Raw genomic sequence first — 24,847 nt, 5'->3', positions numbered from 1 at the left:
GCTTCGCTCCTGAATCAGAACCCGAGGCTGAAGCTGATGGTCATCGCATGGTCGTTGCTCTCGTTCGACAGCTGCCCCGAGTAACCGATACCGAGTTTGCCGGTCGGGCTGATCTGGAAGTCCACGCCCGCTTCGACCACTGCGCTGTCCTTGGCAATCGGTACGCCCTGGGTGTTGAACGAGGCGCCGCCGTCGATGAAGGTCAGGTCGGCGTCGGGTTTGGTGTCACCGAAGGCATGCCGCCAGCCGAGGGCTGCGCGCGGGGTGAATTGCCCGCCGTTGGCCAGGGTGATGACCTTGCCGGCGCGTACGCCCAGGGTCGAGAAGGTGATGTCCTGATCGGACTCGGCGCGCAGGCGCCCCACCCCGCCTTTTTCCTTGGCCTTGTCGCTGTCGTAGTTGACGTAGGCCAGACCGGCGAACGGTTCCAGGGCAATCCCGGCCGCTTCGATGGCATAGCCGACTTCACCGAACACCTGGGCGCTGCGGGCGTCGTAATTGGCCTTCAACCGATCGTTGTAGGCGCCGACGCTGACGTCGCGCTTGGTCTCGATGTCATGCCAGCTGTACGCCGCACCGAGGCGCACTGCCAACGCATCGAATTGCGAGTTGAGGTACGCCGCCAGGTGGTAGCTCTCAACCGTGGCATTCGAGCGACGATCATGGGCATCCAGATCGCTGCGGGTGTAGCCGGCGGCCATGCCGACGCGCCATTGGTCGTCGAGCTGCTTGTCGGTGCCGAGCATGAAACCGCTCAGGTTGCGATCCAGTTTCGCGCTGTTGCTGTCGCCGTCCGACTCGCCCCAGGCGCCGAGCGCGCGGGCCCAGCCGACCATTTCGCCGTGACAACCATTGCTGCTCAGCTGGTTTTCGCTAGGAGCCAGGGCGCGGCGTGGATCGTCCGGTGCGCTGCACGAAGGCTGGCGCATACGGTCGTTGACTGCGTCACGCACATAGCGCGAATCCTCAAGGATTGCGCTGGCAGTGCTGGCATGGATTTCCCCCGACAGGCTGTCGAAGGCGTTACGGGCCCCGGCGACGCTGAGGTTGATGATTTCGTTCTGCAACGCAGCGCCCGCCGCGCCGTTGCGCATCAACGCCGAAGCGGTATTGCGCTGGTTGCGGGTGGCGGCGACGTCGACGAACGAATTGCCGTTGCGGCTGACCACCAGGTTCACCGCGTTAGCGTCGTACACCAGCGCAGTATTGAGGAATGCGTATTGCGGCAGGTCGGCGGCGCTGAAGGTGCCGGTCACTCCGCCACCGGCGGTGATCAGCGAGTACACGGTATTGCCGGTGAACGGCGCCAGGCTGTTGACCTGCAGACCGCCGCCCAGGGTGGCGGTACCACCGACCGCCAGTGGTGTGGCGGTCGGCGAGCTGACCGTCAGGGCCAGCACACCGTCAGCGGCGTTGCTCAGGTTGCCGGCGACACTCAAGGTGCCATCCTCGCCACCAGAAGCCACCACGCCATGGTTGACTACCGAACCGACGCTGCCATTGCCGCTCAGGCCCGCGCCATTGGCCACGGTGACCTGCCCGGCAAGCGATGCCCGCGCCGCACGGCTGCCGACTTGCAGCACGCCCTGATCGACTGCCACGGTGCCGCTGAAGGGTTGATCCCCGGCCAGCAGCAGGCGCGAGGCACCGCGTTTGGCCAAGGCGCCGACACCGCTGAGGCGTCCGTTGAACTGGCCGTTGGTGTTCTGCTGGAACACCAGCGAGGCGTTGTTGAGGATGTTGCCTTGCAGGCTGGTGGTATTGCCGATCAGCGTACCGCCGCTGACCGTCGTCCCGCCGCTGTAAGTGTTGGCGCCGCTGAGGATCAGAGTGCCGGAATCCAGCTTCTCGATACCGCCAGTGCCCACCAGCGGTGCGGAGATTTCGGCGCTGCCACCGGCATTCACCCGTACCGGCGCGAGGCTGCCGCCCAAGCCGTTGACCGGGGTCAGCGTACCGCCAGCGCCTGGAACCAGGCTGTAACCGCTGGCGAGGAACTGCAACCCGGTGAAGTTCTGATTGCCTTGCACGGTGACCGTCCCGCTCTGGCCGCCGAACACGGCGAACTGACCGTTTGATGCCAGCGCCTGGGTTCCGCTCGGATCGGTCCAATTGGTGCCCGGGCCCCACACGCCGCTGCCGCCACCGATGCTGCCATCCGGATTGGTGGTGCCGCCGTTCCAGAACTGCACTTCACCCGGAGTGTTCTGCACCAGCAGATTGACCTGATTGGCCAGCGCGGTCTGCAGGGTCAGGTTGGCCGCCGAAACCGGCAGGCTGCCGTAGACCAGACCGTTGTCGGTCAGGCTGCCGCCGTAGCTGAACAGTTGATAGACCCCGGTGCCGAAGCCGCCGGCGTTGCTGATGTTCAGCGTGCCGTCGAGGGTCAGGTTGCCGGCGACGTTGACCACCGTTGTGGAGCTGGCGGCCGAGCCGAGAGTGAAGTCCAGGCTGGTGCCCGAAGACAACGCCAGCGAACCGACCGACAACGGCGTTGCAGTGCCGCCACCGGTCAGCGTCGCACCGTTGGCCAGTTGCACGGCGCCGGCGAACACGCCGCTGCCGCCGACCTTCGCCCCGCCGGCCACGTTGACGTTGGCACTGTTGAGCACACCGTTGACGTTCAGCGCACCGGCCTGTACCGCAGTGTTGCCGGTGAAGGTGTTGTTGCCGGTCAGCAGCAAGGCGCCGGTGCCGGTTTTGTTCAGGTTGCCGGCGCCGGTCAGATTGCCGGTGTAGCTGCCGTCGCTGTTCTGCTCGAAGGTCAACGTCGCGTTGTTGACGATGGCGCCTTGAAGGCTGCTGGTGTCGCCACGGGTGCTGCCGCCGTTCAGCGTGGTGCCGCCGCTGTAGGTGTTGGCGCCACTGAGGACGAGGTCGCCACTGCCGTTTTTCACCAGACTGCCGCTGCCGGTGATTGCACCGATCAGGGTGGTGTTCTGGTTGCCGGCCAGGGTCAATTCCGCACCCAGGTTGATGGCGTTGGCCAGTTGCAGCGCGCTGGTGCTGTCGAGGGTGCCGTTGCCCAGCACGCTGAGAGCGCCGCTGCTGATCGCGCTGTTGTTGCCGAGGATCAGCGAACCGCCGGACAGTTGAGTGCCGCCGCTGTAGGTGTTGCTGCCGTTGAGGGTCAGGCTCGAAGCGCCGGTCTTGATCAGACTGCCGCTGCCGCTGACCACACCGTCGAGGGTCAAGGCGTTGGAGCCGGCGACGGTGAGTCCACCGTTGAGCACCACGGCGTTGGCCAGGCTGACCGCGCTGTTGCTGTCCAGCGCCGTGCCGTTGGCGGCGGTCAACACGCCGGTGCCAAGGGCGGCGTTGTTGCCGACCACGATCTTGCCGCCGTTGAGCGCAGTGCCGCCGGTGTAGCCGTTGGCGGCGTTGAGCACCAGGGTGCCGGTGTCGTATTTGCCCAGTGTGCCGGCGCCGTTGAGCGCCACGCCCACGGTGGCGGTGACGTTCGGATCGACCCGAACGGTGGCATTGCCCAGCGAACCGTTGACCAGATTCAGCGAACCGGCCGTGCCGTTCTGCAGGCTGTAGCCATCGGTGACGAACTGCATGCCGGTGATGGTTTGCGCGCCGTTGACGGTCACGGTACCGGCCGTGCCCTGGAACACAGCGAAGCTGTTGGTCCAGGCCTGATTGGTGGTGCCGTTGACGTCGGTCCAGTTGGTGGTGCCGGTGCCCCAGGTGCCGCTGCCGCCATCCACCGAACCGTTGGCGACAAGCTGGTTGCCGTCCCAGAACTGCACGGTGACGCCCGGCGCGGTGACCAGCAGGTTGATCTGGTTGGCCAGCGCGGTTTGCAGGGTCAGGTCGCCTGGCGTGACGCTTCCCGGCACGGTGCCGATCAGCATGCCGTTGTCGGTCAGGCCACCGGTGTAGTTGATCAACCGGTACACGCCGCTGCCGAAACCGCCGATGTCGCTGACGTTGAGGGTGCCGTCGAGGGTCAGGTTGCCGCCGACGTTGACCAGTGCGTTGCCGCCACCGGACACCGGTGTGCCGAGGCCGACATCGAAGTTGGAGTTGGCGTTGAACACCAGCGAATTCACCGACAAGGTGCTGCCGGTGGCGCCGGCCAGATGACCGCCATCCGCCACGGTCACCGCCCCGCCGAGCGAACCGCCACCGCTCAGGGTGGCGCCGCTGTTGACCAGCACACTGGCGCTGTCCAGCGAGCCGCTGACGTTCAAGGTACCGGCGTTGACCGTGGTGTTGCCGGTCAGGCTGTTGAGGCCGGTCAGGGTCAGCGTACCGGTACCGAGTTTGCTCAATTCGCCGGTGCCGGTGAGCACGCCGCCGAAAATACTGCTGGCGTTGTTGCCGCCGATGCTCAGCGTATTGCCGCCGCCGATCAGTGCAGTGCCGCTGCCGGTCAGGCTGGCGAGGCTGCCGGAACCGCCAAGGTTGAGGGTCGCCGCAGCGCCGAGATTGACTCCGGCGTTGGTGCCCAGTGCCGAGTTGCCCAGCGTGGTCAGGCTGCCGGACTGCACATCGAAAGTGCCGCTGAAGGTGTTGTTGCCGGACAGCGTCAGGTCGGCCAGACCGTTCTTGGTCAGGGTGCCGGCCCCGGCAATCACGCCACCGAGGGTCAGGTTATTGTTACCGGCCACGCTCAGGTTGGCATTGACGTTGACGTTGTTGGCCAGCACCAGTGGCGCCGTGGTGTCGAGGGTCGACGCGCCCGCCACGGTCACTGCGCCGGAACCCAGGCCTGCCGAGGTGCCGAGGGTCACGGTGCCGGCGTTCAGCGTGGTGCCGCCACTGTAGGTGTTGATGCCGTTGAGGGTCAGGTTGGAGGCGCCGTTCTTGATCAGACCGCCGGTGCCGCTGACCACGCCGCTCAGCGCTACGTCGCTGTTGCCGGTGCTGGTCAGATTGGCGTTGAGCACCACGTTGTTGCCCAGCGACACCGAGGTGTTGCTGTCCAGCGCCGAAGCGCCGGCGACGGTCAGGTTGCTCAGCCCGAGGGCGCCGTTGCTGCCAGCGGTCAGGGTGCCGGCGTTGAGGGTGATGCCACCGAGGAAGTTGTTGGCCCCGCTCAGGATCAGGTTGGCCGCGCCGTTCTTGGTCAGGCTGCCGGCGCCGTTGATCGCACCGCTGAGTGTCAGATCGTTGCTGCCGACGATGGCGAGGTTGCCCGCCAGGTTGATCGCGTTGCCTGCCGTGAAGGCGCCGCTGGCATCCAGGGTAGTGCCGTTCGCCGCGTTCAGGGTGGCCGAGCCCAGCGCGCTGTTCGACGCCAGAATCAGACCGCCCGCGTTCAGTGCCACCGGGCCGAGGAAGGCGTTGTTGCCGCCGAGGGTCAGGTTGGCCGAGCCGTTCTTGAGCAGCCCGCCGGTGCCGTTGATCACGCCGTTAAGGGCCAGCGCGTTGCTGCCAACGATCGTGAGGTTACCGTTGAGCGTGGCCGCGTTGGTCAGAGTCACGGCGGTGTTGCTGTCCAGTTGCGTGCCGGCATTGGCGATCAACGCACCGCTGCCCAGCGCGGTGTTGCTGCCGACCACGATTTTGCCGCCATCGAGTTGCGTGCCGCCGGTGTAGCTGTTGGCACCGTTGAGTACCAGAGTGCCCGCGTCGAGTTTGTTGAGGATGCCGCTGCCGTCGATGTTCACCCCGACCGTGGCGGTCACGCCCGGATCAACGCGCATTGCCGTGGTGCCACCGCTGCCGTTGACGGCGGTCAACAGCCCCGACGTACCGTTGACCACGTTGTAGCCATCGGTGAGGAACTGCATGCCAGTGAACAGTTGCGTGCCGTTGACCGACACCGTGCCGGCCGTGCCTTGGAACACCGCGAAGTCGCCGGCCCAGGTCTGGTTCAACGTGCCGTTGGAATTAGTCCAGTTGGTACCCCCGGCACTCCAGGTGCCGCTGCCCCCATCCACTGTGCCGTTGGGGATCGTCTGGCTGCCGTCCCAGAAGCGCAGGTTGGTATTCGGCGCCGACACGACCAGATTGATCTGATTGGCAAGGGTCTGTACGAGGATGTCGCCGAGGCCGTAACCCACCGGCACACCGGCCACCGTCAGGCCATTGTCGGTCAGCGCGCCGATGTAGTTGAACAAGCGATAGACACCGACGCCGAAACCGCCCGCATCGGTGACGTTGAGGTTACCGTCGAGGGTCAGGTTGCCGCCGATGTTCATCAGCGATGAGGTCGATGGCGTGGCGAGGTTCGCATCGATATTGCTGTTGGCGGCCAGGACCAGTGACGCGGCAGACAGGGTGGTGCCCGAGGACAATGCCAGGTGGCCGCCGTTGTTGATGTTAAGGGTGCCGAGAATCGAACCGCTGCCGGTCACGCTCGCGCCGGTATTGACGTTGACCTGGGCACTGGCCAGCGAACCGCTGAGATTCAGGGTACCGCCGTTGACGGCGGTGTTGCCGACGATGCCGTTGATCCCGGTCAGGTTCAGGGTGCCGGTGCCGACCTTGGTCAGGCCGCCGTTGCCGCTCAGGTCGCCGTCGAAGGTGCTGGTGCTGCTGACTCCGCCCACGGTCAATGTGTTGCCGCCGCCGACCTGCACGCTGCCGCTGCCGCTCAGGCCGTTGAGGCTGGCGTTGCTGCCCAGATTGAGGCTGGCGCCGGCGCTGACGTTGGCGCCGGAGGTGTTGCCCAGCGCCCCGCTGCTCACGGTGGTGACGCTGCCGGCGGCAATGTTCAGCGCACCGGTGAAGGTGTTGTTGCCGCTGAGGGTCAGGTCGTCCAGGCCGGTCTTGGTCAGGCTGCCGACGCCGTCGATCACGCCGCTGAGGGTCAGGCCGTTGTTGCCGGCCAGGGTCAGCCCGGCATCGAGGGTGATGTTGTTGCCGAGGGTGAAGGCGCTGCTGTTGTCCAGTGTCGCGGCGCCACCGACTGTGAGGGTGCCGCTGCCCAATGCGCCGGGCGCGCCGAGGGTCAGGGTGCCGGCGTTCAGGGTGGTGCCGCCGCTGAAGGTGTTGGTGCCGTTGACGGTCAGGTTGGCGCTGCCGTTCTTGACCAGTTGGCCGGTGCCGCTGAGCACGCCGCCGAGGGTCAGGTTCTGCGAACCGCCGACGCTCAGCGCCGCATTCAGCACGACCGCGTTGGCCAGGCTGACCAGCGGCGAACTGCTGTCGATTGTTGCCGCACCGCCGACGGTCAAGGCGCCGGTGCCGAGCGCCGAGCTGTTGCCGACGGTCAGGGTACCGGCGTTCAGGGTGGTGCCGCCGACGTAGGTGTTGGTGCCATTGAGGTTCAGATTGGCCGCACCGTCTTTCACCAGGCTGCCGGCACCGGCGACGGTGCCGGTGAGGGTCAGATCCGCACTGCCGCCGACATTGAGCGCGCCTGCGAGGTTGACCTGATTGCCCAGAGTGACGGCGGTATTGGTATCCAGCGTGGTGCCGGCCGCTGCGTTCAGTGCACCGCTGCCCAGCGCGGTGTTGCTGCCGACAATCAGCTTGCCGACGTTCAGCGCGGTGTTGCCGAAGTAGGTGTTGGCGCCGTTGAGGATCAGGTCGGCCGGGCCGCTCTTGGTCAGGCCACCGACCCCGGAGACCACGCCCGCGAGGGTCAGCGCGTTGCTGCCGCCAATGGTCACGTTGCCGCCGAGGTTGACGTTGTTGGCCAGGCTCGCCGCTGTGCTGGCATCCAGTGTGGTGCCGTTGGCGGCGTTGAGTACGCCAGTGCCAAGGGCGGTGTTGGAACCAACCACCAACGTCCCGGCGTTCAGCGACGTAGCGCCGGTGTAGGTATTGTTGCCGGTCAGGGTCAGGGTCGAAGCACCGGTCTTGATCAGGTTGCTGGCGCCGCTGATCACACCGCCGAGGGTCAGCGGGTTAGCGCCACCGGTGGTGAGGTTGGCGTTCAGCGCGATGGCGTTGTTCAGCGTCAAGTTGGCGCTGCTGTTGAGTGTTGCGCCCGCCCCGCCCACGGTCAGCGTGCCGGTACCGAGTGCCGCGCCGTTGCCGACGGTCAGGCTGCCGGCATTGAGCGCGGTGCCACCGGTGTAGGTGTTGGCGCCGTTGAGGGTCAGGTTGGCCGTGCCGTTCTTGATCAATTGACTGGCGCCGCTGATCACCCCGCCGAGGGTCAGTGCACTGCTGCCGCCGATCCCCAGATTGTTGTTGAGAATGACGTTGTTGTTCAGCGTCACCGCGGTATTGCTGTCGAGGGTCGCCGCGCCGCCGACGGTGATATTGCCGCTGCCGAGCGCAGCATTGGCGCCCGCCGTGATGGTGCCCGCGTTCAACGCAACAGCACCGAGGAACGTATTGGTGCCGTTGAGAATGAGGTTCGCCGCGCCATTCTTGGTCAGCCCGCCGCTACCGCTGACGACACCCCCGAGTGTCAGGTTGGCGCTGCCACCAATGTTCAGGTTACCGCCGAGGGCGACGGCGTTGCTCAGTGCCACAGTGGTGCTGGCATCGAGGCTGGTGCCCGCCGCCGTGGTCAGTGCGCCTGTGCCCAACGCGGTGTTGGAGCCGACGATCAGTGTCCCGGCATTCAGTGCCGTGCCGCCGGAAAAGGTGTTGTTGCCGCTGAGGGTCAGGTTCGCGGTGCCGTTCTTGATCAGGTTGCCGGCGCCGCTGATGACCCCGCTCAAGCCCAGCGCCTGAGTACCGCCGATGGTCAGATCCGCCGCCAGCGCCACCGCGTTGGCCAGGGTCACGGCGGTGGTCGCATCCAGCGTAGTGCCGGCCGCCGCGTTCAACGCGCCCGTACCGAGGGCGGTGTTGCTGCCGACGAGCAAGCTGCCGCCATTGAGCGCGGTGGTGCCGCTGTTTGTGTTGTTGCCGGTCAGGGTCAGGCTGGCGCTGCCGCTCTTGGTGATCGCCCCGGTGCCGGACACGACGCCGGCCAGGGTCAGGGCATTGCTGCCGAGCACGTTCAACGTACCGGTGATACCGACGTTATTGGCCAGGGTCACGTTGCCGGTGCTGTCGAGGCTGGTGCCGTTGCTGGTGTTGAGCACCCCGGTGCCCAGGGCGTTGTTGTTGCCGACACGCAAGGTGCCGGCGTTGAGGCTGGTGGTCCCGGTGTAGGTGTTGATGCCATTGAGGGTCAGGCTGCCGCTGCCGGTTTTGGTCAGATTGCTGGCGCCGCTGATCACCCCGCCCAGGGTCAGCGCACCGGTGCCGGTTGCGGTCAGGGTGCTGTTGAGGGTGATCGCGTTGGCCAGCGAAATCGGCGTCGTTGCCGAGATGCTCGAAGCGCCGCCGACGGTAATGCCGCCAGTGCTGAATGCCGAGTTGTTACCCACAAGCACTGTGCCGCCGTTGAGCACGGTGTTGCCGGTGTAAGTGTTGATGCCATTGAGGTTGAGCTGGCCGCTGCCGATCTTGGTCAGGCCGCCAGTGCCGGAAATCACGCCGTTGAGGGTCGTGCCGTTGATGCCCTGCAGGGTCAGGCCTCCTGCGCCCAGATTGATCTGGTTTGCCAGCGACAAACCGGCGTTGCTGGCCTGGAGAATCCCGCCGTTGGACGTCAGCACACCGCTGCCGAACGCCGCGTTGTCGTTGAACTGCGCGACACCGCCATTGAGGGTAGTCGCCCCGCTGACCAACGGCCCCTGCAAGGTCCAGGTGCCGCTGTTGAGGGTCAGGTTGTTGAAGTTGACGTAGGTCGCGCTGGACGCGGTGCCGGTCCCGGTGACGCCACCACCGACGCCGATCGGGTTTTGCAGGATCAGCGTGTTGGTGCCCCCCGCGCCGCCATCGATGGTGCCGGTCGGGGCGAAGGTCAGGTTGATGCCGACCAGGCCACCGAGGCCGGCGGACACTTGCACGCCGTCACCGACGTTAACGCTGGAACCGGTGATCGCGTAGAAGGTGTTGGTGCTGCCCGCGCCCATCGACACACCGCCGGTGATGTTACCGGCGTTGGTGAAGGTGTTGCCTGCTGCCGACGTCTCGAACGCAATCCGGCCGTTGATCGTGCCGCTGGCACTGTTGGTCATGTTGACTTGCGAACCACCATACACCCCGACCACCGGGGTGTCGGCCAGGGTGATCCCGCCGACCGACAGCCCGGTGGAGGTAATCGTGCCGTTGTTGGTGATGGTCGTGGTACCCGCCGCCGCGTTGTTCACACCGATAGCCAGCCCGTCAATGCTGGTCAGGTTGAGGCCGAGCAACATCCCGGTGCCGCGCATGATTCCGCTGGCGTTGTTGACCACGCTGACCGTGCTGGTGGCCCCGGTGCCGATGAATGCACCGCCACTGAGAATCGACACCAGGCCCAGCAAGGCCGGGTCGACGGTGCCGGAGTTGTTCAGGTTGATATTGGCCCCGGTCAGGTTGATGACCTTGCCGCCCAGCGTCGCATTCATCTGCGCGCCCGAGTTGACGTTGACCGTCAGACCGCTGGTGGCACTGCTGTAGTCATTGAGAAACAGCGGCAGGGTTGGAACACCCGAACAGGTGATCGTGGAACCTGCCGCCGAGCAAGTGGCGAACGCCTGCTCGCTGATACCACCGAACAGCAGCCCGGCGACACTCAGATGCACAGCAAGGGACAGTGGGGAAAAACGCGAAACCAGGGCGACACCAAACCTTGCTTCCACGGGTTACTCCTTTCGTGGTCGATTTCGTCCTTGAAGCGTGCAACTGCGGCAAGATTCAGCACGCCTATCAAGCGCATGACGGTCATCAGATAACCGTTCCATTCCAGACACACGCTAGTTGATGCCCTGCGATGGGGCACCGGTTAAATAGTGTTAATACTTTTGTGCGATAAGCCCCTGCGCCGATACTTCCGGCCGTTCTGAGCAAGGGCTTGAGGACGATTTAAGGCGCTTTTGCGGGGATTTGATCGAGTCGTCAGGTAAACCCGTGAATCAATCGATTTTTCAGTGGTTTGGAAAACTGGTACGGCTTGTGCAAACGTTTGCGAGTCGCTAATGACCGCGTTTTCGTTACAAAACCGTACAGGCCCAATCATTTCGGGCCTTGATCTGCAAAAAGGACTTTGAATGTACGTTTCTTACTGCCACCGCCGTCGCGGTGCACGCACCTTTGCTGTTTCCCTGCTACTGGCCGGCGTTACCGGAGTTCTCAGTCACACCGCACTGGCGCAACCCGCCCTGCCCGAGGAATCCGCCCAGGGAGAAGCCCTCAGCCCTGAAGCCAGCCCGCCGCAAAAAGGCGCGTACCTGTCGGACTGGTACAACCAGGACCTGACGCTGATCGGCAGCAAGGACATCAGCTTCGGCCCGCAACCGGCCGACGACATTTACCTGGAATACGAGTACTTCGGGCGCAAGGGGCCGTTCGAGCTGTATGGCTACATCGACATTCCGAAGATCTTCAACATCGGCAACAGCCACGACAAAGGCGTGTGGGACCATGGCTCGCCGGTGTTCATGGAGCACGAGCCGCGTATCTCCATCGACTACCTCGCCGGGCGCAGCCTGGCCATCGGACCGTTCAAGGAATGGTACGTGGCGTTCGACTGGATCTACGACCACGGCAGCCGCAAAGAGAACCGCGCCAACACGCTGTACAGCGGTTTCGGCACCGATATCGACACCCATTCGCGGGTCAATCTGTCGGCCAACCTGTACGGGCGCTACCAGTGGGAAAACTACGGGGCCAGCAACGAGTATTCGTGGGACGGCTACCGCGCGCAGCTCAAGTACATCGTGCCGATCGACAAATTCAGCAACGGCGCTTCGCTGACCTACATCGGCTTCACCAACTTCGATTTCGGCTCGGACCTGCACAAGGACAACCCGGCACGCACCGCCAATGCCACGGTGGCGACCAACGTGTTGCTGTACTCGTTCACGCACCTGCGTTTCACCCTGGTCGGCCGTTATTTCCACAACGGCGGCAACTGGGAGGATGGCAGCGAGCTGAACTTCGGCGACGGCAACTTCCGTGCACGTTCCAATGGCTGGGGGTATTACGCGGGGGTCGGTTATCAGTTCTAGGCAGGATCTGAAATCACCATGGTGCCTGTGGGAGCGGGCTTGCTCCGGCTCCCACAGGGTTGTAGCGCATCACGGGATGAGGATGACCTTGTCGCCACTGCCCTGATTCACATCGGCATACCGCGCCAGCCCCTCGGCCAGCGGCGCTTCCACCAGCCCTTGCGGCAGTGGCAGCAGGTCTTCGTCGAAGAACCGGCCAAACTGATCCAGCATCGCTGCGCAGGCTTCAACGCCATACAGCAACGAGTTGATGCCGACCACCGAACCGCCCTTGCGATAGAGCGCCAGTGCGGGCAGTTGCACATGCCCGTCCACCGGCGCAGCGATGATCGCAATCCGCCCGAACGGTGCCAGCGCCGGCACCGACGCTGGCAGCCAGAACCCGGTGGTGTCGAAGATCACGTCGGCGCCGCCGCGATACACCGCATCGACCTGCGCACCCAGATCCTCGGGTTTATCCAGCTGAATCGTCTGATAACCCTGCGCCTGCAGATCCTTGACCTGCTCCGGCCGCCGCGCCGCCGCCAGCAACTGCGCGCCGCGCACTTTGGCCAGCGCCAGCGCCGCCGTCGCCACCGCCCCGCCGCCGATCACCAGCAGACGGGTTTCGGCACTCACCAGGCTGCGCTCCAGTGCATCCCACGCCGTGGTGTAAGGCACCCCGAGGCTGGCGGCCTGAGTGAAACTCAAATGCGAAGGTTTATGCGCCACGCCCTTGGCCGGCAGTTTGACGAACTGCGCGTGGGAGCCATCGGCGAAAAAACCCAGCTCACGCCCGGTGCCCCAGACTTCCTGACCGATCAACGCCTGCGGCCCTTCGACGACCACACCGGCAAAGTCCCGACCGGGAATACGCGGCAGCGTGGTGTACGGAAAACGCCCGAGCACATTCTTCACATCGCTGGGATTGAGGCCTGCGGCCTTGATCTGCACCAGCACCTCGTCAGCGCCCGGCACCGGCGTCGGCACCTCGACGAAGCGCAGGGACGACAAGTCGCCGGTTTTATCGAATTGCAGTGCTTTCATGGAAATCTCTACCGAAGGAAAAAGACAGGATTCAGGACAGCCAGCCACTGACCAGTTGCCGGCCCATCGGCCACAACTGCTCGCCCGCGAGCATGCCCAGCAGGCCCACCAGCGCGATGGCCGGCGGCGCCGGAGAACGGACATCCAGTGCGCCATACAGCAGGCCGACACCCAGACCGACGCTCAGTGAAATCAGGTAATTCATGGGATCACTCCGCCACACAAAGGGAATGGGCAAAGTCTAGGGAAAGGCGGCGACCGGCATCGGCCAAGGACTTCTGAATTTCTGCCAAATCACTCGGCGAGCGGCCTGCCATCGAATTGCGAAGGGGCGACACCCAGTTCCCGGCGGAACATGTCGCTGAAACTGCTCGGCGAATAACCCAGCTCGCGGGCAATCGCGCTGACCGGCACACCCTGGATCAACTCCGCCACCGCCGTCGCCAACTGCACCTGACGCCGCCACTCGGCGAAGCCCATGCCCAGCCCTTCCTTGAACAACCGCGCCAGGGTGCGCACGCTGGCCCCGGCGTTTTCGGCGTGCTGCTCAAAGGGAACGTCCAGCGAAGGCGCGGCCATCACCGCCTGACACAGACTCATCAACCGCCGGTCGGCATCGTCCGGCAATGGGATCTTCAGCTGCGAACGCCTTGCGCGTTTCAGCTCCAGCAGCGCCAGCCCGACCAATGCCTCGTAATACTCGGCATCACCGCTGTCGCCCTGCGCCACCAGACCGACAATCAACTCGCGCAGCAGCCCGCCGACCTCGATCACCTGCACCGTCTCATCCAGCGTCGCCGCCAGCGCCGGGCGCAGGTAGATATTGCGCATCTGCAAATCCGACACCACGCGAATCCCGTGCGGCACCCCCGGCGGCAACCACACCGCCCGCTGCGGCGGCACCACCAGCGCCTCGTGCGGGGTCTCGACCCACATCACCCCGCTCATCGCATACAGCAACTGCCCCCACACATGCTCGTGCGGCTCGATAAACAACCCACGCGGATAGGTGCGCGCCAGCGGCTGCACCGGCACATCGGTATCACTCAGATCAGGGGGCGCAGCGAGGGCCATGGCAAACATTCATCGGGGTTGGTGAGAGCGCCATGGTACCCAGTGCGCCTCGTCCCTTGCCATTGATAGATACCGTCGGACAATCCGAGTGAATTTTCCCGCAGCCCAGCGATCCTTCTATTACCACAGGGAGGAAGATGGGCTTTATGAACAACGCAAAACTGTACGTCATCGATTACACCCTTCACGGCGCGCCTAAGTCGTTCATTATCCGCTCGGACAAAATGGACAACACCGAGGCGTGGCACTGGGCAAGCTGCGACGCAGGGGTCGGCCGCATCCCGCGTTTTGGCCGGGAGAAAGTGCAAAAGACCAGCAAACCGATGGCAGAAAAATTCGGCGTGGAAAACGTCACATGGCGACCGGCAAGCTAAGCTTGCGCGCAGTGGGGACACTTTCGGGGGATTACACATGACAACCATCAACAGTCCGGCGCACCTGGACTACGGCCTGGACACCCTGTTCGGCCGCATCACCAAAAGCGTCGACTGCCCGGTTGGCCTGGAACCGGTCGAAAACGACCCCTACCGCTTCGCCCTGCGCGTCCCGGCCCCCTTGCCGGAAGACCTTGAACAGGCCAAGACCATCGTCGTCAACGTCGGAGGCCGCCGCCTGCATGGCAACGTCCGCCGCACCGAACGCCTGGACGACGACAGCCTGAAACTGGAAGTGGAGCCTGACTAGGCTCCACTTTTTTGTCGGTATCAGTCAGAAATGAGCGCACTTACAGGTCTTCGTCGAACACTCTTTACCGCCCTCATGATGATGCGCACAGGCCTCGCAACAGAAATGTTTGCCGTGCCGCACGATGGGGTGCTCACCAAGTTTGCAGTTGCACTTGGGACAGTCACAGGTTTTATCAGGCATGGAACAGACTCCTTGGCCAATGGTGATCGGGAACAAGATAGGTACTCTACAAACTCAGTGTAGAAGCATTCGAAATGTCTGAATTTCATATCCACCAAGCACTCCAAACCAAACGCTATACCCCCAATCGCAATTAAAAATAAAAACCTGTCACTTATTACAGTCGACATTCATACGAGGAAAAACATAGCTTTAACTACCACCCCATCCAAGAGTAACTAGCGCATGGACTATTTATATTTTGGATCATTCATCTACATCTCAAGCGGACTGACCCTCCTCGCCAGGTACTCTTCCACCAATCCTTCTCGCATACTTTGGGTAAGTGCGTATGTGACAAGCGCACTTTTTTCGGCATACTGCACATGGCTTATTACCAAAAATATTGCAGTCATTATCTTACCCTCCGTTGCCGCAATCTTGTTTGGCATACTGACGTCACTCACTATGCAAAAGTACACCTTATTTGGAATATTGAATCTTGCGTTTTCGTTCTGCCTTTCATCATGCGTGATGATCTTGATACTCACGCTCACACTCGATCTTGCCAACACCAGCACTGCACGGATCGCGACTCTCATAGCCCTGACAGCCTTAGTACTGCTATCAATATTCGATACTCTATGGGGTGGAATTATAGTTCTACCTGAATTCTCGATAAAGTATTCAAAGCGAGATTCCACGCTAAAGACAGCATTACTACAACAAAATGATAAATGTCCATTTGTTTCAATCCACGTACCATGCCACCAAGAGCCGCCAGAACTGGTAACGGCCACTCTCGACGCACTTGAAAAATTAAATTACGAAAACTATGAAGTTATTGTAGTTGACAACAACACTAAAGATTCTCGACTTTGGAGACCCGTACAATCTCACTGTCAAGCGCTGGGCGACCGATTTCGGTTCTACCACGTAGATCCGCTTCTTGGAGCTAAGGCCGGTGCAATGAACTTCGCCTTGAGGCATACGAATCCTGCAGCGGAGCTCATTGCTGCCGTAGATGCGGACTATATCGCGGAAGAGGAGTTTTTAGCCTCTCTCTGCCCAATATTCAATGATGCAAAAGTAGCATTTGTGCAATCGAGCCACGACTATCGGGAATGGGAGCAAAACCCATTTCTCTCAAGTGTTTACTACTACTATCTACCCATACAAAAGATAGTGCATCCAACGACGAACGAATTCAATGCGGCGAACCTTGTTGGAACAATGTGCCTGATCCGCAAAAGTATGCTAGAGGAGTTGGGCGGCTGGGCTGAATGGAGTTTGACTGAAGATGACGAGCTATCAGTTCGGCTACAGGCACGAGGATATATTGGCCATGTTTTCGCTGATACTTGGGGCCGCGGTTTAATACCCAGTACTTTTGAGGGTGTAAAAAAACAGTTATTTCGTTGGCTGGCAGGCCCAATTCAAGAATTCCGGAAAAACTGGCACCTTCACCTAGGGCTGGAAAAAAACTGCCAATTCAGTCGTGCCCAAAGAATTATCAGAATCAAACGCGTCCTTGGACATGCAACTTCCGGCCTGCTGCCGCTGCAAAATTTCGCAGCCTTTGTGCTCGGCATATATTTAATTAAAAACAACATAATCATCTCCATCCCCAAAAGCCTTCTGCTATTTCTACTCTGTGGCATATTGATGAATCACATCAAAATATGGATCACCATAAAGCGCCTCGGAGGGAACAGCCTGCGGAATCATTGCATGACCTTCATGCTAGGTAACGCATTAAAATGGAATGCCGCGACCGCCTTTATTGTTCCGCTTTTCAAATTGGATCTGCCTTGGATCAGAACAAACAAATTCAAGTGTAAGCATAATTTCACGCGAGCGCTGCTTTCAACACTGATAGAAACGACTTTAGCGGCCATTCACTTTCTTGGTTCAGCCATTCTTTTTGTCTACGCAGACTTCAGCTCGATTGACGCCGTTGCATTGTTGTCCATCTGGATGTTTGCGCAAGCATTTGGATTTTCCTGCGCATTAACAATGGCAATTATTAGTGAGAATGGCTTGATGAATGAAACGCAAGAAGCCCAACAACTATCCAGCCTTGATGAACCCAAAACGATAATTCACAGTGAAATTTGATCAGCGTAATTAGTGCCAGTATCGCGAAACCGAACTCGCTGATCCATCGAAAGTCCCAAGAGCAAAGCCGGCCCGAAAGCCGGCAAATTCACCTAGTTTGACGCACGCTGCTGCGATACATAAACACCAGCGCCAGCCCCAGACAAACCATCGCCAGAATCCGCGCCCCGGACAATTCGATTGCGGGGTTGCCCAGCCACCCAAAATTATCAATCAACATCCCCATCCCCAACTGCCCGACAATCACCGCCACCGTCGCCACGGCCGCACCAACGCGCGGCACTGCGCCAACCATGACCATCATATAAACCACTCCAAACAGCGCCCCACTCAACTGCCACTTAGGCACATCCAGCAGGCTGACCGCATGGGCCGGTTCGAAAAACAGAATCAGCAGCCCCGTGCTCACAGCGCCGACGACAAACGTCAACAAACTGCTGCGCAACACCCCAACGGTTTCCCCAAGACGCCCATTGATCGCCGCCTGCACACTCAACACCGCACCGGCCAACACCACCACCGCCAACAAAATAACCAAACTCATCGCATCAACCCCGCGCAATCAAAATCAGTGCCGCCACAATCAACCCCAACGCCAGCCACCGCTCAGCATTGACCTTCTTGCGCGTGGCCCCAAACCAGCCGAAATGGTCGATCAACACACTTTTGCCAACCTGCCCCGACAAAATCGCAATCATCGTCATGGCAATCCCGATATGCGGTGTGGCGAGCGTCAACACCACCACATACATCGGCCCCAGAAACCCGCCGATCAACTGCCAGCGCGGCAGATCCGTCAGCGCCGGCCCCTTCTGCGGCCCCGCAAACAGCAACAGCAAAAACAGAATCGCCGAACCTACCCCGAAGATGCTCAAGGTCGCCCACAAGTGCCCGACCTGCTCACCCAACGGCCCGAGCAACCCGGCCTCCACCGACAAACCCATGCCGGCCAGAATCACCAGCGGCAACAGCAACAAACGCAAACCCGGCCGGGCGACCGGGGCCGGCGCGGCACTCACTTCATCAAACGACTGCATCCAAAAAACCTCTGAAGGAAACGATGGCGCGGATTATCGGCTGGCGCAGCTGTGCGATAAATGGGAGCATCCTGACAACACTTTTGCGCAAATCGCACAGCAGGAAAGACGATGCACGGGCTCAACGAACTGGGATTCAAGGCGCTAAGGCTGTTTGTGGCGGTGCTCGACCACGGCAGTTTTTCAGAGGTTGCCCGCCGCGAGGGCGTGGCGCCCTCCTCGATTTCCCGGCAGATCCAGCTGATGGAACAGGCGCTGAACCAGCAATTGCTCTACCGCCACACCCGCGCGGTGACGCCGACCGAAGCCGGGCGCATGCTCGGCCACCACGCGCGGCTGGTGCTGGTGCAGTTGGAAGAGGCCGAACAAGCGTTGCAGGAACAGCAAAGCGAACCGACCGGCCTGGTGCGGATCAACGCCCCGGTGGTATTCGGCCAGCGCCACCTGACGCCATGGCTGGGCCGTTTGTGCGAGCGTTATCCGAAGCTGCAACTGGATATCCAGCAGACTGACCACTACATCGATCCGCTGCAGGAAGGTGCCGATCTGCTGTTTCGCATCGGCCCGCTGCACGACTCGAGCATGCAGGCGCGGATCCTCGCGCCGCACCGCTTTCAGGTCGCGGCCAGCCCGGCGTATCTCAAGCGTTTCGGCGCGCCCCGGCATCCCGAAGACCTCGCCCGCCACCAGTGCCTGGCCTACAAGGGCGCGGCCGGCTTGCAGCGCTGGTTCTTCCGTCAGGATCAGGGCGAGTGGACGCCGTATGCAGTGAAGGGTCCGATTACTGGCAACCACGCGGACACGTTGACTCAGGCCGCTGTGCAAGGACTGGGGCTGGTGATGTTTCCGTCATGGCTGATCGGCGAAGCGGTGCGTGAGGGCACGCTGGTGCCAGTGCTGGGGGAGTATCAGGTGTCGAACAGTGTGGAGCCGCAGCAGATTGCGGTGCTATGGCCGGGGAGCCGGCGGTTGTCGGTGAAGGTGCGCACGGTGATTGATTTCTTTGTTGAGTGTTTTGGGGAGGTGCCGTATTGGGACAACCCCTAAATACTCAAGCACCACACCCCCTGTGGGAGCTGGCTTGCCAGCGATGAGGCCGGCAAATCCGGCATTGATATTGACTGACTTGCCGCCATCGCTGGCAAGCCAGCTCCCACAGGGTTTTGTGTCTGGACCAAGGTAGCTTCAGATACGGAACTGGCCGACCAGTTTGCCCAACCGCTGCCCCAACTCCGCGAGACTGCGCGATGTCTGCGCCCCCAACTGGGTCTCGTCCGCCACGTTATCCACCGCCACCGCAATCTGGTGCACGCTGCGGTTGATCTCTTCCGCCACCGCCGTCTGCTCTTCAGCGGCACTGGCAATCTGCGCGTTCATCGAGTTGATGGTCGCAATCAGATCCGCCATCGCATCCAGCGACGCCCCAGCCTGATTGGCCTGGGCCGACGTGCCGTCACCCGCCTCGCTGGAACGGCGCATCGCTTCAACCGCCGACTGCGTCCCCGCCTGCAAGCGATCGATCATCCCCTGAATTTCCTGAGTGCTGATCTGCGTGCGCGAAGCCAGCGCCCGCACCTCGTCCGCCACCACCGCAAACCCGCGCCCGGCCTCGCCGGCCCGAGCCGCTTCGATCGCGGCGTTGAGCGCTAGCAGGTTGGTCTGTTCGGCGATCGAGCGGATGACCCCGAGCACGCCGACAATCGACGACACGTCCTGCTGCAGGCTGTCGAGGGACACGCCGCTGCTGCGGATGTCGTCCACCAGTGCATGAATCTGCTTGATGCTGCCGGCCACCACACGCTTGGCGGTCTGGCCTTCTTCGTCGGTCTGCTGCGCGGCGACGGCGGCGTTCTGCGCGCTCTTGGCGACTTCCTGCGCAGCGGCGGACATTTCGTTGATCGCCGTGGCGACCTGATCGGTTTCGTGGCGCTGACGTTCCATGGCCTGATCGGAGCGCTGGGCCTGATCCGACACCTGCGTCACCAGACCGGTCAGTTGCGAGGTCATTTCGGTGATCTGCCGCACCAGGCCGTGGATCTTGTCGACGAAACGGTTGAACGAGCCGGCCAGTTCGCCGAGTTCGTCCTGGCTGGTGATGGTCAGACGCCGGGTCAGGTCGCCCTCGCCCGCCGCGATGTCATCGAGGTTGGCTTTCATCAGGGTCAGCGGTCGCAGGATGGTGTTGGCCAGCAGCATCCCCGCCGCCGCGATCACCAGCAGCACCACCACCGCCACGCCGACGATGCTCAGCACCACGCCCTGCATGCGTTCCTGCACCTTGGCCTCGACCACCGCCACTTGTGCTTCGATGCCATCAAGGTTGACCGACGTACCGACCGCCATGTCCCACTTCGCCAGGTATTCGGTGTAACCGAGTTTCGGCACCAGCACCTGCGCGTTACCGGGCAACGGCGAGCTGTATTGCAGGTAGTGAGTGCCGTCCTTCGCCACTTTCACCAGGTCGCGGTTGACGTAGACGCCGTTCGGGTCGCGGTTGTCCTTGAAGCTTTTGCCCACACCGTCGGGATCGGTGGACTTGAACAGGCGCACGGTCTCGGAGTCGTAGCCGAAGAAGTAGCCATCCTTGCCGTACTTGATGCTCGACAGCAGCTTGATCACCTGCGCCCGCGCGTCGGCGTCACCGGGGGCGGCGGCGTCGTACAGCGGTTTGATGGTGGTCATGGCCACGGCGACGTAGCTGGCCAGGGTGGCCTTGGCGTCGCCGAGCAGGCGCTCGCGGGTCTGTTCGACTTCCTTGCGCGCCTGTTCCTGAAGGATGAACAGCGTGGTCAGGCTGATCACCAGCGCAAAGAGCAAGACCGGAAGGACGGCAAGGGACAGGACTTTAGCCTTGAGACTCAGGCGCATGGGGGCTCACTCTTTTGGTTTTATTGGCGTGGATAAAGGCTTTAACGGCACGCCGGAACAAAAGTTGAGTGAGTCCCCGCAGGGGCGGTGCTACAGGACCATCGCGGCCACCCAGCCAAACGCCAGCAGCGGCAGGTTGTAGTGCAGGAAGGTCGGAACCACGGTGTCCCAGATGTGATGGTGCTGGCCGTCGATGTTCAGGCCGGAGGTCGGGCCGAGGGTCGAGTCCGATGCGGGCGAACCGGCATCGCCCAAGGCACCGGCCGTGCCGACGATGCAGACAATGGCAATCGGGCTGAAGCCCAGTTGCACGCACAGCGGCACGAAAATCGCCGCCAGAATCGGCACCGTGGAAAACGACGAGCCGATGCCCATGGTCACCAGCAGCCCGACCAGCAGCATCAGCAAGGCACCGATGCCCTTGCTGTGGTTGATCCACGATGCCGACGATTCGACCAGGGTCTGCACTTCGCCAGTGGCCTTCATCACTTCAGCGAATCCGGAGGCGGCGATCATGATGAAGCCGATCATCGCCATCATCTTCATGCCTTCGGTAAACAGGTCATCCGTCTCGCGCCATTTGACGATGCCCGACGCCGAGAAGATCAGGAAACCGGCCAGCGCCCCGATAATCATCGAATCCAGCAGCAACTGAATAATGAAGGCTGCGGCAATGGCGACACCGGCGATCAACAGGCTTCGCGGGTTGTACTGCACCGCCACCTGCTCGACCTGCTCGATTTTCCCCAGGTCGTAGACGCGCTTCTTGCGATAGCTGATAAAAGCGATGCCCAGCCCCACCAGCATGCCCAGCGCCGGAATCCCCATGGCATGGGTGACGTTGATCCCGCTGATGTCGACGCCACTGCGAGCAACGTTGGCCAGCAGGATCTCGTTGAGGAAGATATTGCCGAAACCCACCGGCAGGAACATGTACGGCGTGATCAGGCCGAAGGTCATGACGCAGGCGATCAGGCGTCGGTCCAGTTGCAGCTTGGTCAGTACATAGAGAAGCGGCGGCACCAGCAGCGGAATGAACGCGATGTGAATCGGCAGGATGTTCTGCGAAGCGATCGCCACCACCCACAGCAGACCGATCAGCAGCCATTTGACGCTGCCACCACCGGTCGCATGCTGACGATCGACCATCGCCAGGGCCTTGTCGGCCAGCGCGTGGGCCAGGCCGGACTTGGCAATCGCCACGGCGAAAGCGCCGAGCAACGCGTAGGACAACGCCACCGTCGCCCCGCCTCCCAGGCCACTGTTGAAGGCCTTGAGCGTGGCGTCGATGCCCAGACCACCGGTCAGGCCACCGACCAGCGCACCGACGATCAACGCGATCACCACATGCACCCGGGACAGGCTGAGGATCAGCATGACGCCGACCGCAGCAATCACTGCATTCATTTCACTACCTCGAAAACACGACGGTAAAGCCATTCACCGCCAGACAGAATGAGTCCGGCCGACAAGCCACGAAGGTCGCCAGCGGATTTGCATAGAGGGTCTTATTAGAAGGGCGCGCACTGTGCCGCAGCGCGGGCGCAGTGTCAAAGCGACGGGTCGCAACACTGTGTAACTTTCCATGATCAATCCGCTGAACAGGGCATATCCGCCACAACATGCGTCAATTCGCCCTATTGCATTGACGCCATAAAGAAAGCCGAAACGCGGCCGTTACAGTGCAAAGTCTCAGATATTTATCGAATAAGGACGTTTCCATGTCACTCAGACAACTTTCCATCCAATGGAAAATCACCCTGCTCGCCGGGCTCTGCCTGGCCGGTATCGTGACCCTGTTGGTGGGTCTTTCGCTGTATCGCATGGAGCACAGTTCTGAACTGGTGAAAGCTTCGAGCATGGAAATGCTCACCGAATCGGCCCAGGCTCGCATCGAATCCCAGGGTGAAGTCCAGGCCGCCGGCATTCGCCAGCAGTTCATGGACGCCTATCAATATGGCCACGGTTTCTCGCGTCAGGTGCTGTTCCTGCGTGAGCAGGCCGAGAAGCGCTTCCTCGATGCCTTCGACCTGCGCGAGGACATGACCCGTCAGGTGAAATCAGCCTTGCAGGCCAACCCGGATCTGCTCGGTCTGTCGCTGGTGTTCGAAGCCAACGCGCTGGACGGCAAGGACGAGCTGTTTGCCGGACAAGCTGAGTTAGGCAGCAACGACAAGGGCCGCTTCGCCCTGTACTGGTCGCAGCCGACCCCGGGCAAGGTGACCTCGATGGCGCTGCCGGAAAGCGACATGACCGACACCAGCACCGGCCCCAGCGGCCAGGCTGCCAACGCCTGGTTTACCTGCCCGCGCACCACGCTCAAGCCCTGCGTGATCGAACCCTACTTCTATGTGATCGACGGGCAAAAGGTGCTGATGACCAGCATCGTGTTCCCATTGATGGTCAACGGCAAAGTCATCGCCTCGCTGTCGGTGGACATCAACCTCAACAGCCTGCAAGCGATCAGCCAGAACGCCAGCAAAAAGCTCTACGACGGCCAGACCGCTGTGAGCATCATCAGCCCCGCCGGCCTGCTCGCCGGTTACAGCCCGGACGCCAATAAACTCAGCCAGCGCCTGGATGCCGTGGACACCACCAGCGGCGCCGAATTGCTGCGTCTGCTCGCATCGAGCAACGCCGTCAGCAGCCTGCACAGCAACGCGCAACTGAAAGTGCTGTCGCCGTTCCAGCCAATTCCCGGCGGCCCGTCGTGGGGCGTGCTGCTTGATGTGCCGGAGAAAGTCCTGGTGGAGCGCGCCGAAGCGCTCAAGCAACAACTGGATGCCAGCAACACGTCGGGCACCCTGATCGAACTGAGCCTGGGCGTACTCGCGGCGCTGATCGGCCTGTTGCTGGTGTGGCTGATGGCCCGCAGCGTGACCAAACCGATCCTCGGCGTGGCCCACATGCTGGAAGACATCGCCAGCGGCGAAGGCGACCTGACCCGGCGTCTGGCCTATGACAAGAAGGACGAGCTTGGCCAGTTGGCCGGCTGGTTCAACCGCTTTCTCGACAAGCTGCAACCGATCATCGCCGAGGTGAAACGCTCGGTGCAGGATGCGCGCAACACTGCCGATCAGTCTTCCGCGATCGCCACCCAGACCAGCGCCGGCATGGAGCAGCAATACCGTCAGGTCGATCAGGTCGCCACCGCGTCCCACGAAATGAGCGCCACCGCCCAGGACGTGGCCCGCAGCGCCGCCCAAGCCGCCGAAGCGGCCAAGGATGCCGACCGCGCCACCCGTCAGGGCCTGACCGTGATCGACCGCACCACCGCCAGCATCGACACCCTCGCCGCCGACATGAGCGCAGCGATGATCCAGGTCGAAGGCCTGGCCGCCAACAGCGAGAAGATCGGCACCGTGCTGGAAACCATCCGCGCCATCGCCGAGCAGACCAACCTGCTGGCCCTCAACGCCGCCATTGAAGCGGCTCGTGCCGGTGAGGCCGGACGTGGCTTTGCGGTGGTGGCCGACGAAGTGCGCAACCTCGCCCGCCGCACACAAGAGTCGGTGGAGGAAACCCGCCAGGTGATCGAGCAATTGCAGAACGGCACCCAGGACGTGGTCGGTTCGATGGGCAACAGCCATCGCCAGGCCCAGGGCAGCGTCGAACAGGTCGGTCAGGCCGTAACCGCGCTGCGCCAGATCGGCGATGCAGTGACGGTGATCAGCGACATGAACCTGCAGATCGCCAGCGCCGCCGAAGAGCAAAGCGCTGTGGCCGAAGAGATCAACAACAACGTGGCGACGATTCGTGATGTAACGGAGTCGCTGTCGGGGCAGGCGAATGAATCGGCGCGGGTGAGTCAGTCGCTCAATAGCCTGGCAAATCAGCAGCAGAGTTTGATGGATCAGTTTCGGGTCTGACTCGGGATTGCTGAAGATCAAGAGCTTACCCCCTCATCGGAACGCCGCCCGTGTAGAGACCGGTACATCCTTTACACATTAGACCGGAGACATCGTTTACACCTTT

15 protein-coding genes are annotated in these 24,847 nt (G+C 62.0%); 6 read left to right on the top strand and 9 right to left on the bottom strand.

Annotated elements, in window-relative coordinates:
• Positions 1–14: 14 nt before the first annotated feature.
• Positions 15–10,535 carry an autotransporter-associated beta strand repeat-containing protein gene (locus QLG12_RS14965; protein ID WP_282474802.1) on the bottom strand — a complete coding sequence of 3,507 codons (10,521 nt, stop codon included), beginning with the start codon at positions 10,533–10,535 and terminating at the stop codon, positions 15–17.
• A 408-nt stretch (positions 10,536–10,943) separates the two neighbouring features.
• Here QLG12_RS14965 and QLG12_RS14960 point away from each other — a divergent pair, with 408 nt between their 5' ends.
• Entirely contained in the window at positions 10,944–11,903 is a 960-nt protein-coding gene (locus QLG12_RS14960; protein WP_236195369.1) for a nucleoside-specific channel-forming protein Tsx, read from the top strand.
• A 69-nt stretch (positions 11,904–11,972) separates the two neighbouring features.
• On the opposite strand, the gene QLG12_RS14955 is transcribed toward QLG12_RS14960, so the two are convergent.
• The 3 genes from QLG12_RS14955 to QLG12_RS14945 form a co-directional block, all read right to left on the bottom strand.
• Positions 11,973–12,929, bottom strand: a complete 957-nt coding sequence (locus tag QLG12_RS14955; protein ID WP_197870023.1) for a zinc-binding alcohol dehydrogenase family protein — start codon at positions 12,927–12,929, stop codon at positions 11,973–11,975.
• A 31-nt stretch (positions 12,930–12,960) separates the two neighbouring features.
• On the bottom strand, positions 12,961–13,134 hold the full coding sequence (locus QLG12_RS14950; protein WP_197870022.1) for a DUF1427 family protein: 174 nt from the start codon (positions 13,132–13,134) through the stop codon (positions 12,961–12,963).
• Positions 13,135–13,223: 89 nt separating this feature from the next.
• On the bottom strand, positions 13,224–14,012 hold the full coding sequence (locus QLG12_RS14945) for a helix-turn-helix transcriptional regulator (RefSeq protein ID WP_282474801.1): 789 nt from the start codon (positions 14,010–14,012) through the stop codon (positions 13,224–13,226).
• A 137-nt stretch (positions 14,013–14,149) separates the two neighbouring features.
• Here QLG12_RS14945 and QLG12_RS14940 point away from each other — a divergent pair, with 137 nt between their 5' ends.
• Both QLG12_RS14940 and QLG12_RS14935 read left to right on the top strand, forming a co-directional pair.
• A complete protein-coding gene (locus QLG12_RS14940) occupies positions 14,150–14,377 on the top strand; it encodes a DUF6555 family protein (protein ID WP_011335095.1) in 228 nt (75 codons plus the stop codon).
• 37 nt (positions 14,378–14,414) lie between these two features.
• Complete coding sequence (locus tag QLG12_RS14935; protein ID WP_282474800.1) at positions 14,415–14,687, top strand: hypothetical protein; 273 nt, start codon at positions 14,415–14,417, stop codon at positions 14,685–14,687.
• A gap of 24 nt (positions 14,688–14,711) precedes the next feature.
• Here QLG12_RS14935 and QLG12_RS14930 read toward each other — a convergent pair whose 3' ends face one another.
• On the bottom strand, positions 14,712–14,870 hold the full coding sequence (locus QLG12_RS14930) for a metallothionein (protein ID WP_282474799.1): 159 nt from the start codon (positions 14,868–14,870) through the stop codon (positions 14,712–14,714).
• Between the two features lie 225 nt (positions 14,871–15,095).
• Between QLG12_RS14930 and QLG12_RS14925 the strand changes: the two genes are divergently transcribed.
• Entirely contained in the window at positions 15,096–16,967 is a 1,872-nt protein-coding gene (locus QLG12_RS14925) for a glycosyltransferase (RefSeq protein WP_282474798.1), read from the top strand.
• Between the two features lie 88 nt (positions 16,968–17,055).
• On the opposite strand, the gene QLG12_RS14920 is transcribed toward QLG12_RS14925, so the two are convergent.
• Together QLG12_RS14920 and QLG12_RS14915 are read right to left on the bottom strand one after the other, a co-directional pair.
• On the bottom strand, positions 17,056–17,511 hold the full coding sequence (locus tag QLG12_RS14920) for a DMT family transporter (RefSeq protein WP_282474812.1): 456 nt from the start codon (positions 17,509–17,511) through the stop codon (positions 17,056–17,058).
• A 4-nt stretch (positions 17,512–17,515) separates the two neighbouring features.
• Positions 17,516–18,004 carry a DMT family transporter gene (locus QLG12_RS14915; protein WP_115078582.1) on the bottom strand — a complete coding sequence of 163 codons (489 nt, stop codon included), beginning with the start codon at positions 18,002–18,004 and terminating at the stop codon, positions 17,516–17,518.
• Positions 18,005–18,115: 111 nt separating this feature from the next.
• Between QLG12_RS14915 and QLG12_RS14910 the strand changes: the two genes are divergently transcribed.
• A complete protein-coding gene (locus QLG12_RS14910; RefSeq protein ID WP_197870019.1) occupies positions 18,116–19,051 on the top strand; it encodes a LysR family transcriptional regulator in 936 nt (311 codons plus the stop codon).
• Positions 19,052–19,189: 138 nt separating this feature from the next.
• Here QLG12_RS14910 and QLG12_RS14905 read toward each other — a convergent pair whose 3' ends face one another.
• The gene (locus tag QLG12_RS14905) at positions 19,190–20,872 is read right to left on the bottom strand and encodes a methyl-accepting chemotaxis protein (protein ID WP_197870018.1); all 1,683 of its coding nucleotides are present in this window, start codon (positions 20,870–20,872) and stop codon (positions 19,190–19,192) included.
• A gap of 90 nt (positions 20,873–20,962) precedes the next feature.
• The gene (locus QLG12_RS14900; protein ID WP_064380903.1) at positions 20,963–22,279 is read right to left on the bottom strand and encodes a Na+/H+ antiporter NhaC family protein; all 1,317 of its coding nucleotides are present in this window, start codon (positions 22,277–22,279) and stop codon (positions 20,963–20,965) included.
• A gap of 314 nt (positions 22,280–22,593) precedes the next feature.
• Here QLG12_RS14900 and QLG12_RS14895 point away from each other — a divergent pair, with 314 nt between their 5' ends.
• On the top strand, positions 22,594–24,741 hold the full coding sequence (locus QLG12_RS14895; protein WP_197870017.1) for a methyl-accepting chemotaxis protein: 2,148 nt from the start codon (positions 22,594–22,596) through the stop codon (positions 24,739–24,741).
• Positions 24,742–24,847 lie beyond the last annotated feature (106 nt).

It is taken from the genome of Pseudomonas sp. V88_4, assembly GCF_029967985.1.
In the GTDB taxonomy this organism is placed as follows: Bacteria; Pseudomonadota; Gammaproteobacteria; order Pseudomonadales; family Pseudomonadaceae; genus Aquipseudomonas; species Aquipseudomonas glycinae.
Note: the sequence above shows the minus strand (reverse complement) of the source record. Positions and strands in the feature narration are given on the sequence as shown.

Coding starts and splice junctions, on each gene's coding strand:
- QLG12_RS14960 (WP_236195369.1), top strand. CDS start 10,944: ATGTACGTTTCTTACTGCCACCGCCGTCGCGGTGCACGCACCTTTGCT.
- QLG12_RS14955 (WP_197870023.1), bottom strand. CDS start 12,929: ATGAAAGCACTGCAATTCGATAAAACCGGCGACTTGTCGTCCCTGCGC.
- QLG12_RS14950 (WP_197870022.1), bottom strand. CDS start 13,134: ATGAATTACCTGATTTCACTGAGCGTCGGTCTGGGTGTCGGCCTGCTG.
- QLG12_RS14945 (WP_282474801.1), bottom strand. CDS start 14,012: ATGTTTGCCATGGCCCTCGCTGCGCCCCCTGATCTGAGTGATACCGAT.
- QLG12_RS14940 (WP_011335095.1), top strand. CDS start 14,150: ATGAACAACGCAAAACTGTACGTCATCGATTACACCCTTCACGGCGCG.
- QLG12_RS14935 (WP_282474800.1), top strand. CDS start 14,415: ATGACAACCATCAACAGTCCGGCGCACCTGGACTACGGCCTGGACACC.
- QLG12_RS14930 (WP_282474799.1), bottom strand. CDS start 14,870: ATGCCTGATAAAACCTGTGACTGTCCCAAGTGCAACTGCAAACTTGGT.
- QLG12_RS14925 (WP_282474798.1), top strand. CDS start 15,096: ATGGACTATTTATATTTTGGATCATTCATCTACATCTCAAGCGGACTG.
- QLG12_RS14920 (WP_282474812.1), bottom strand. CDS start 17,511: ATGAGTTTGGTTATTTTGTTGGCGGTGGTGGTGTTGGCCGGTGCGGTG.
- QLG12_RS14915 (WP_115078582.1), bottom strand. CDS start 18,004: ATGCAGTCGTTTGATGAAGTGAGTGCCGCGCCGGCCCCGGTCGCCCGG.
- QLG12_RS14910 (WP_197870019.1), top strand. CDS start 18,116: ATGCACGGGCTCAACGAACTGGGATTCAAGGCGCTAAGGCTGTTTGTG.
- QLG12_RS14905 (WP_197870018.1), bottom strand. CDS start 20,872: ATGCGCCTGAGTCTCAAGGCTAAAGTCCTGTCCCTTGCCGTCCTTCCG.
- QLG12_RS14900 (WP_064380903.1), bottom strand. CDS start 22,279: ATGAATGCAGTGATTGCTGCGGTCGGCGTCATGCTGATCCTCAGCCTG.
- QLG12_RS14895 (WP_197870017.1), top strand. CDS start 22,594: ATGTCACTCAGACAACTTTCCATCCAATGGAAAATCACCCTGCTCGCC.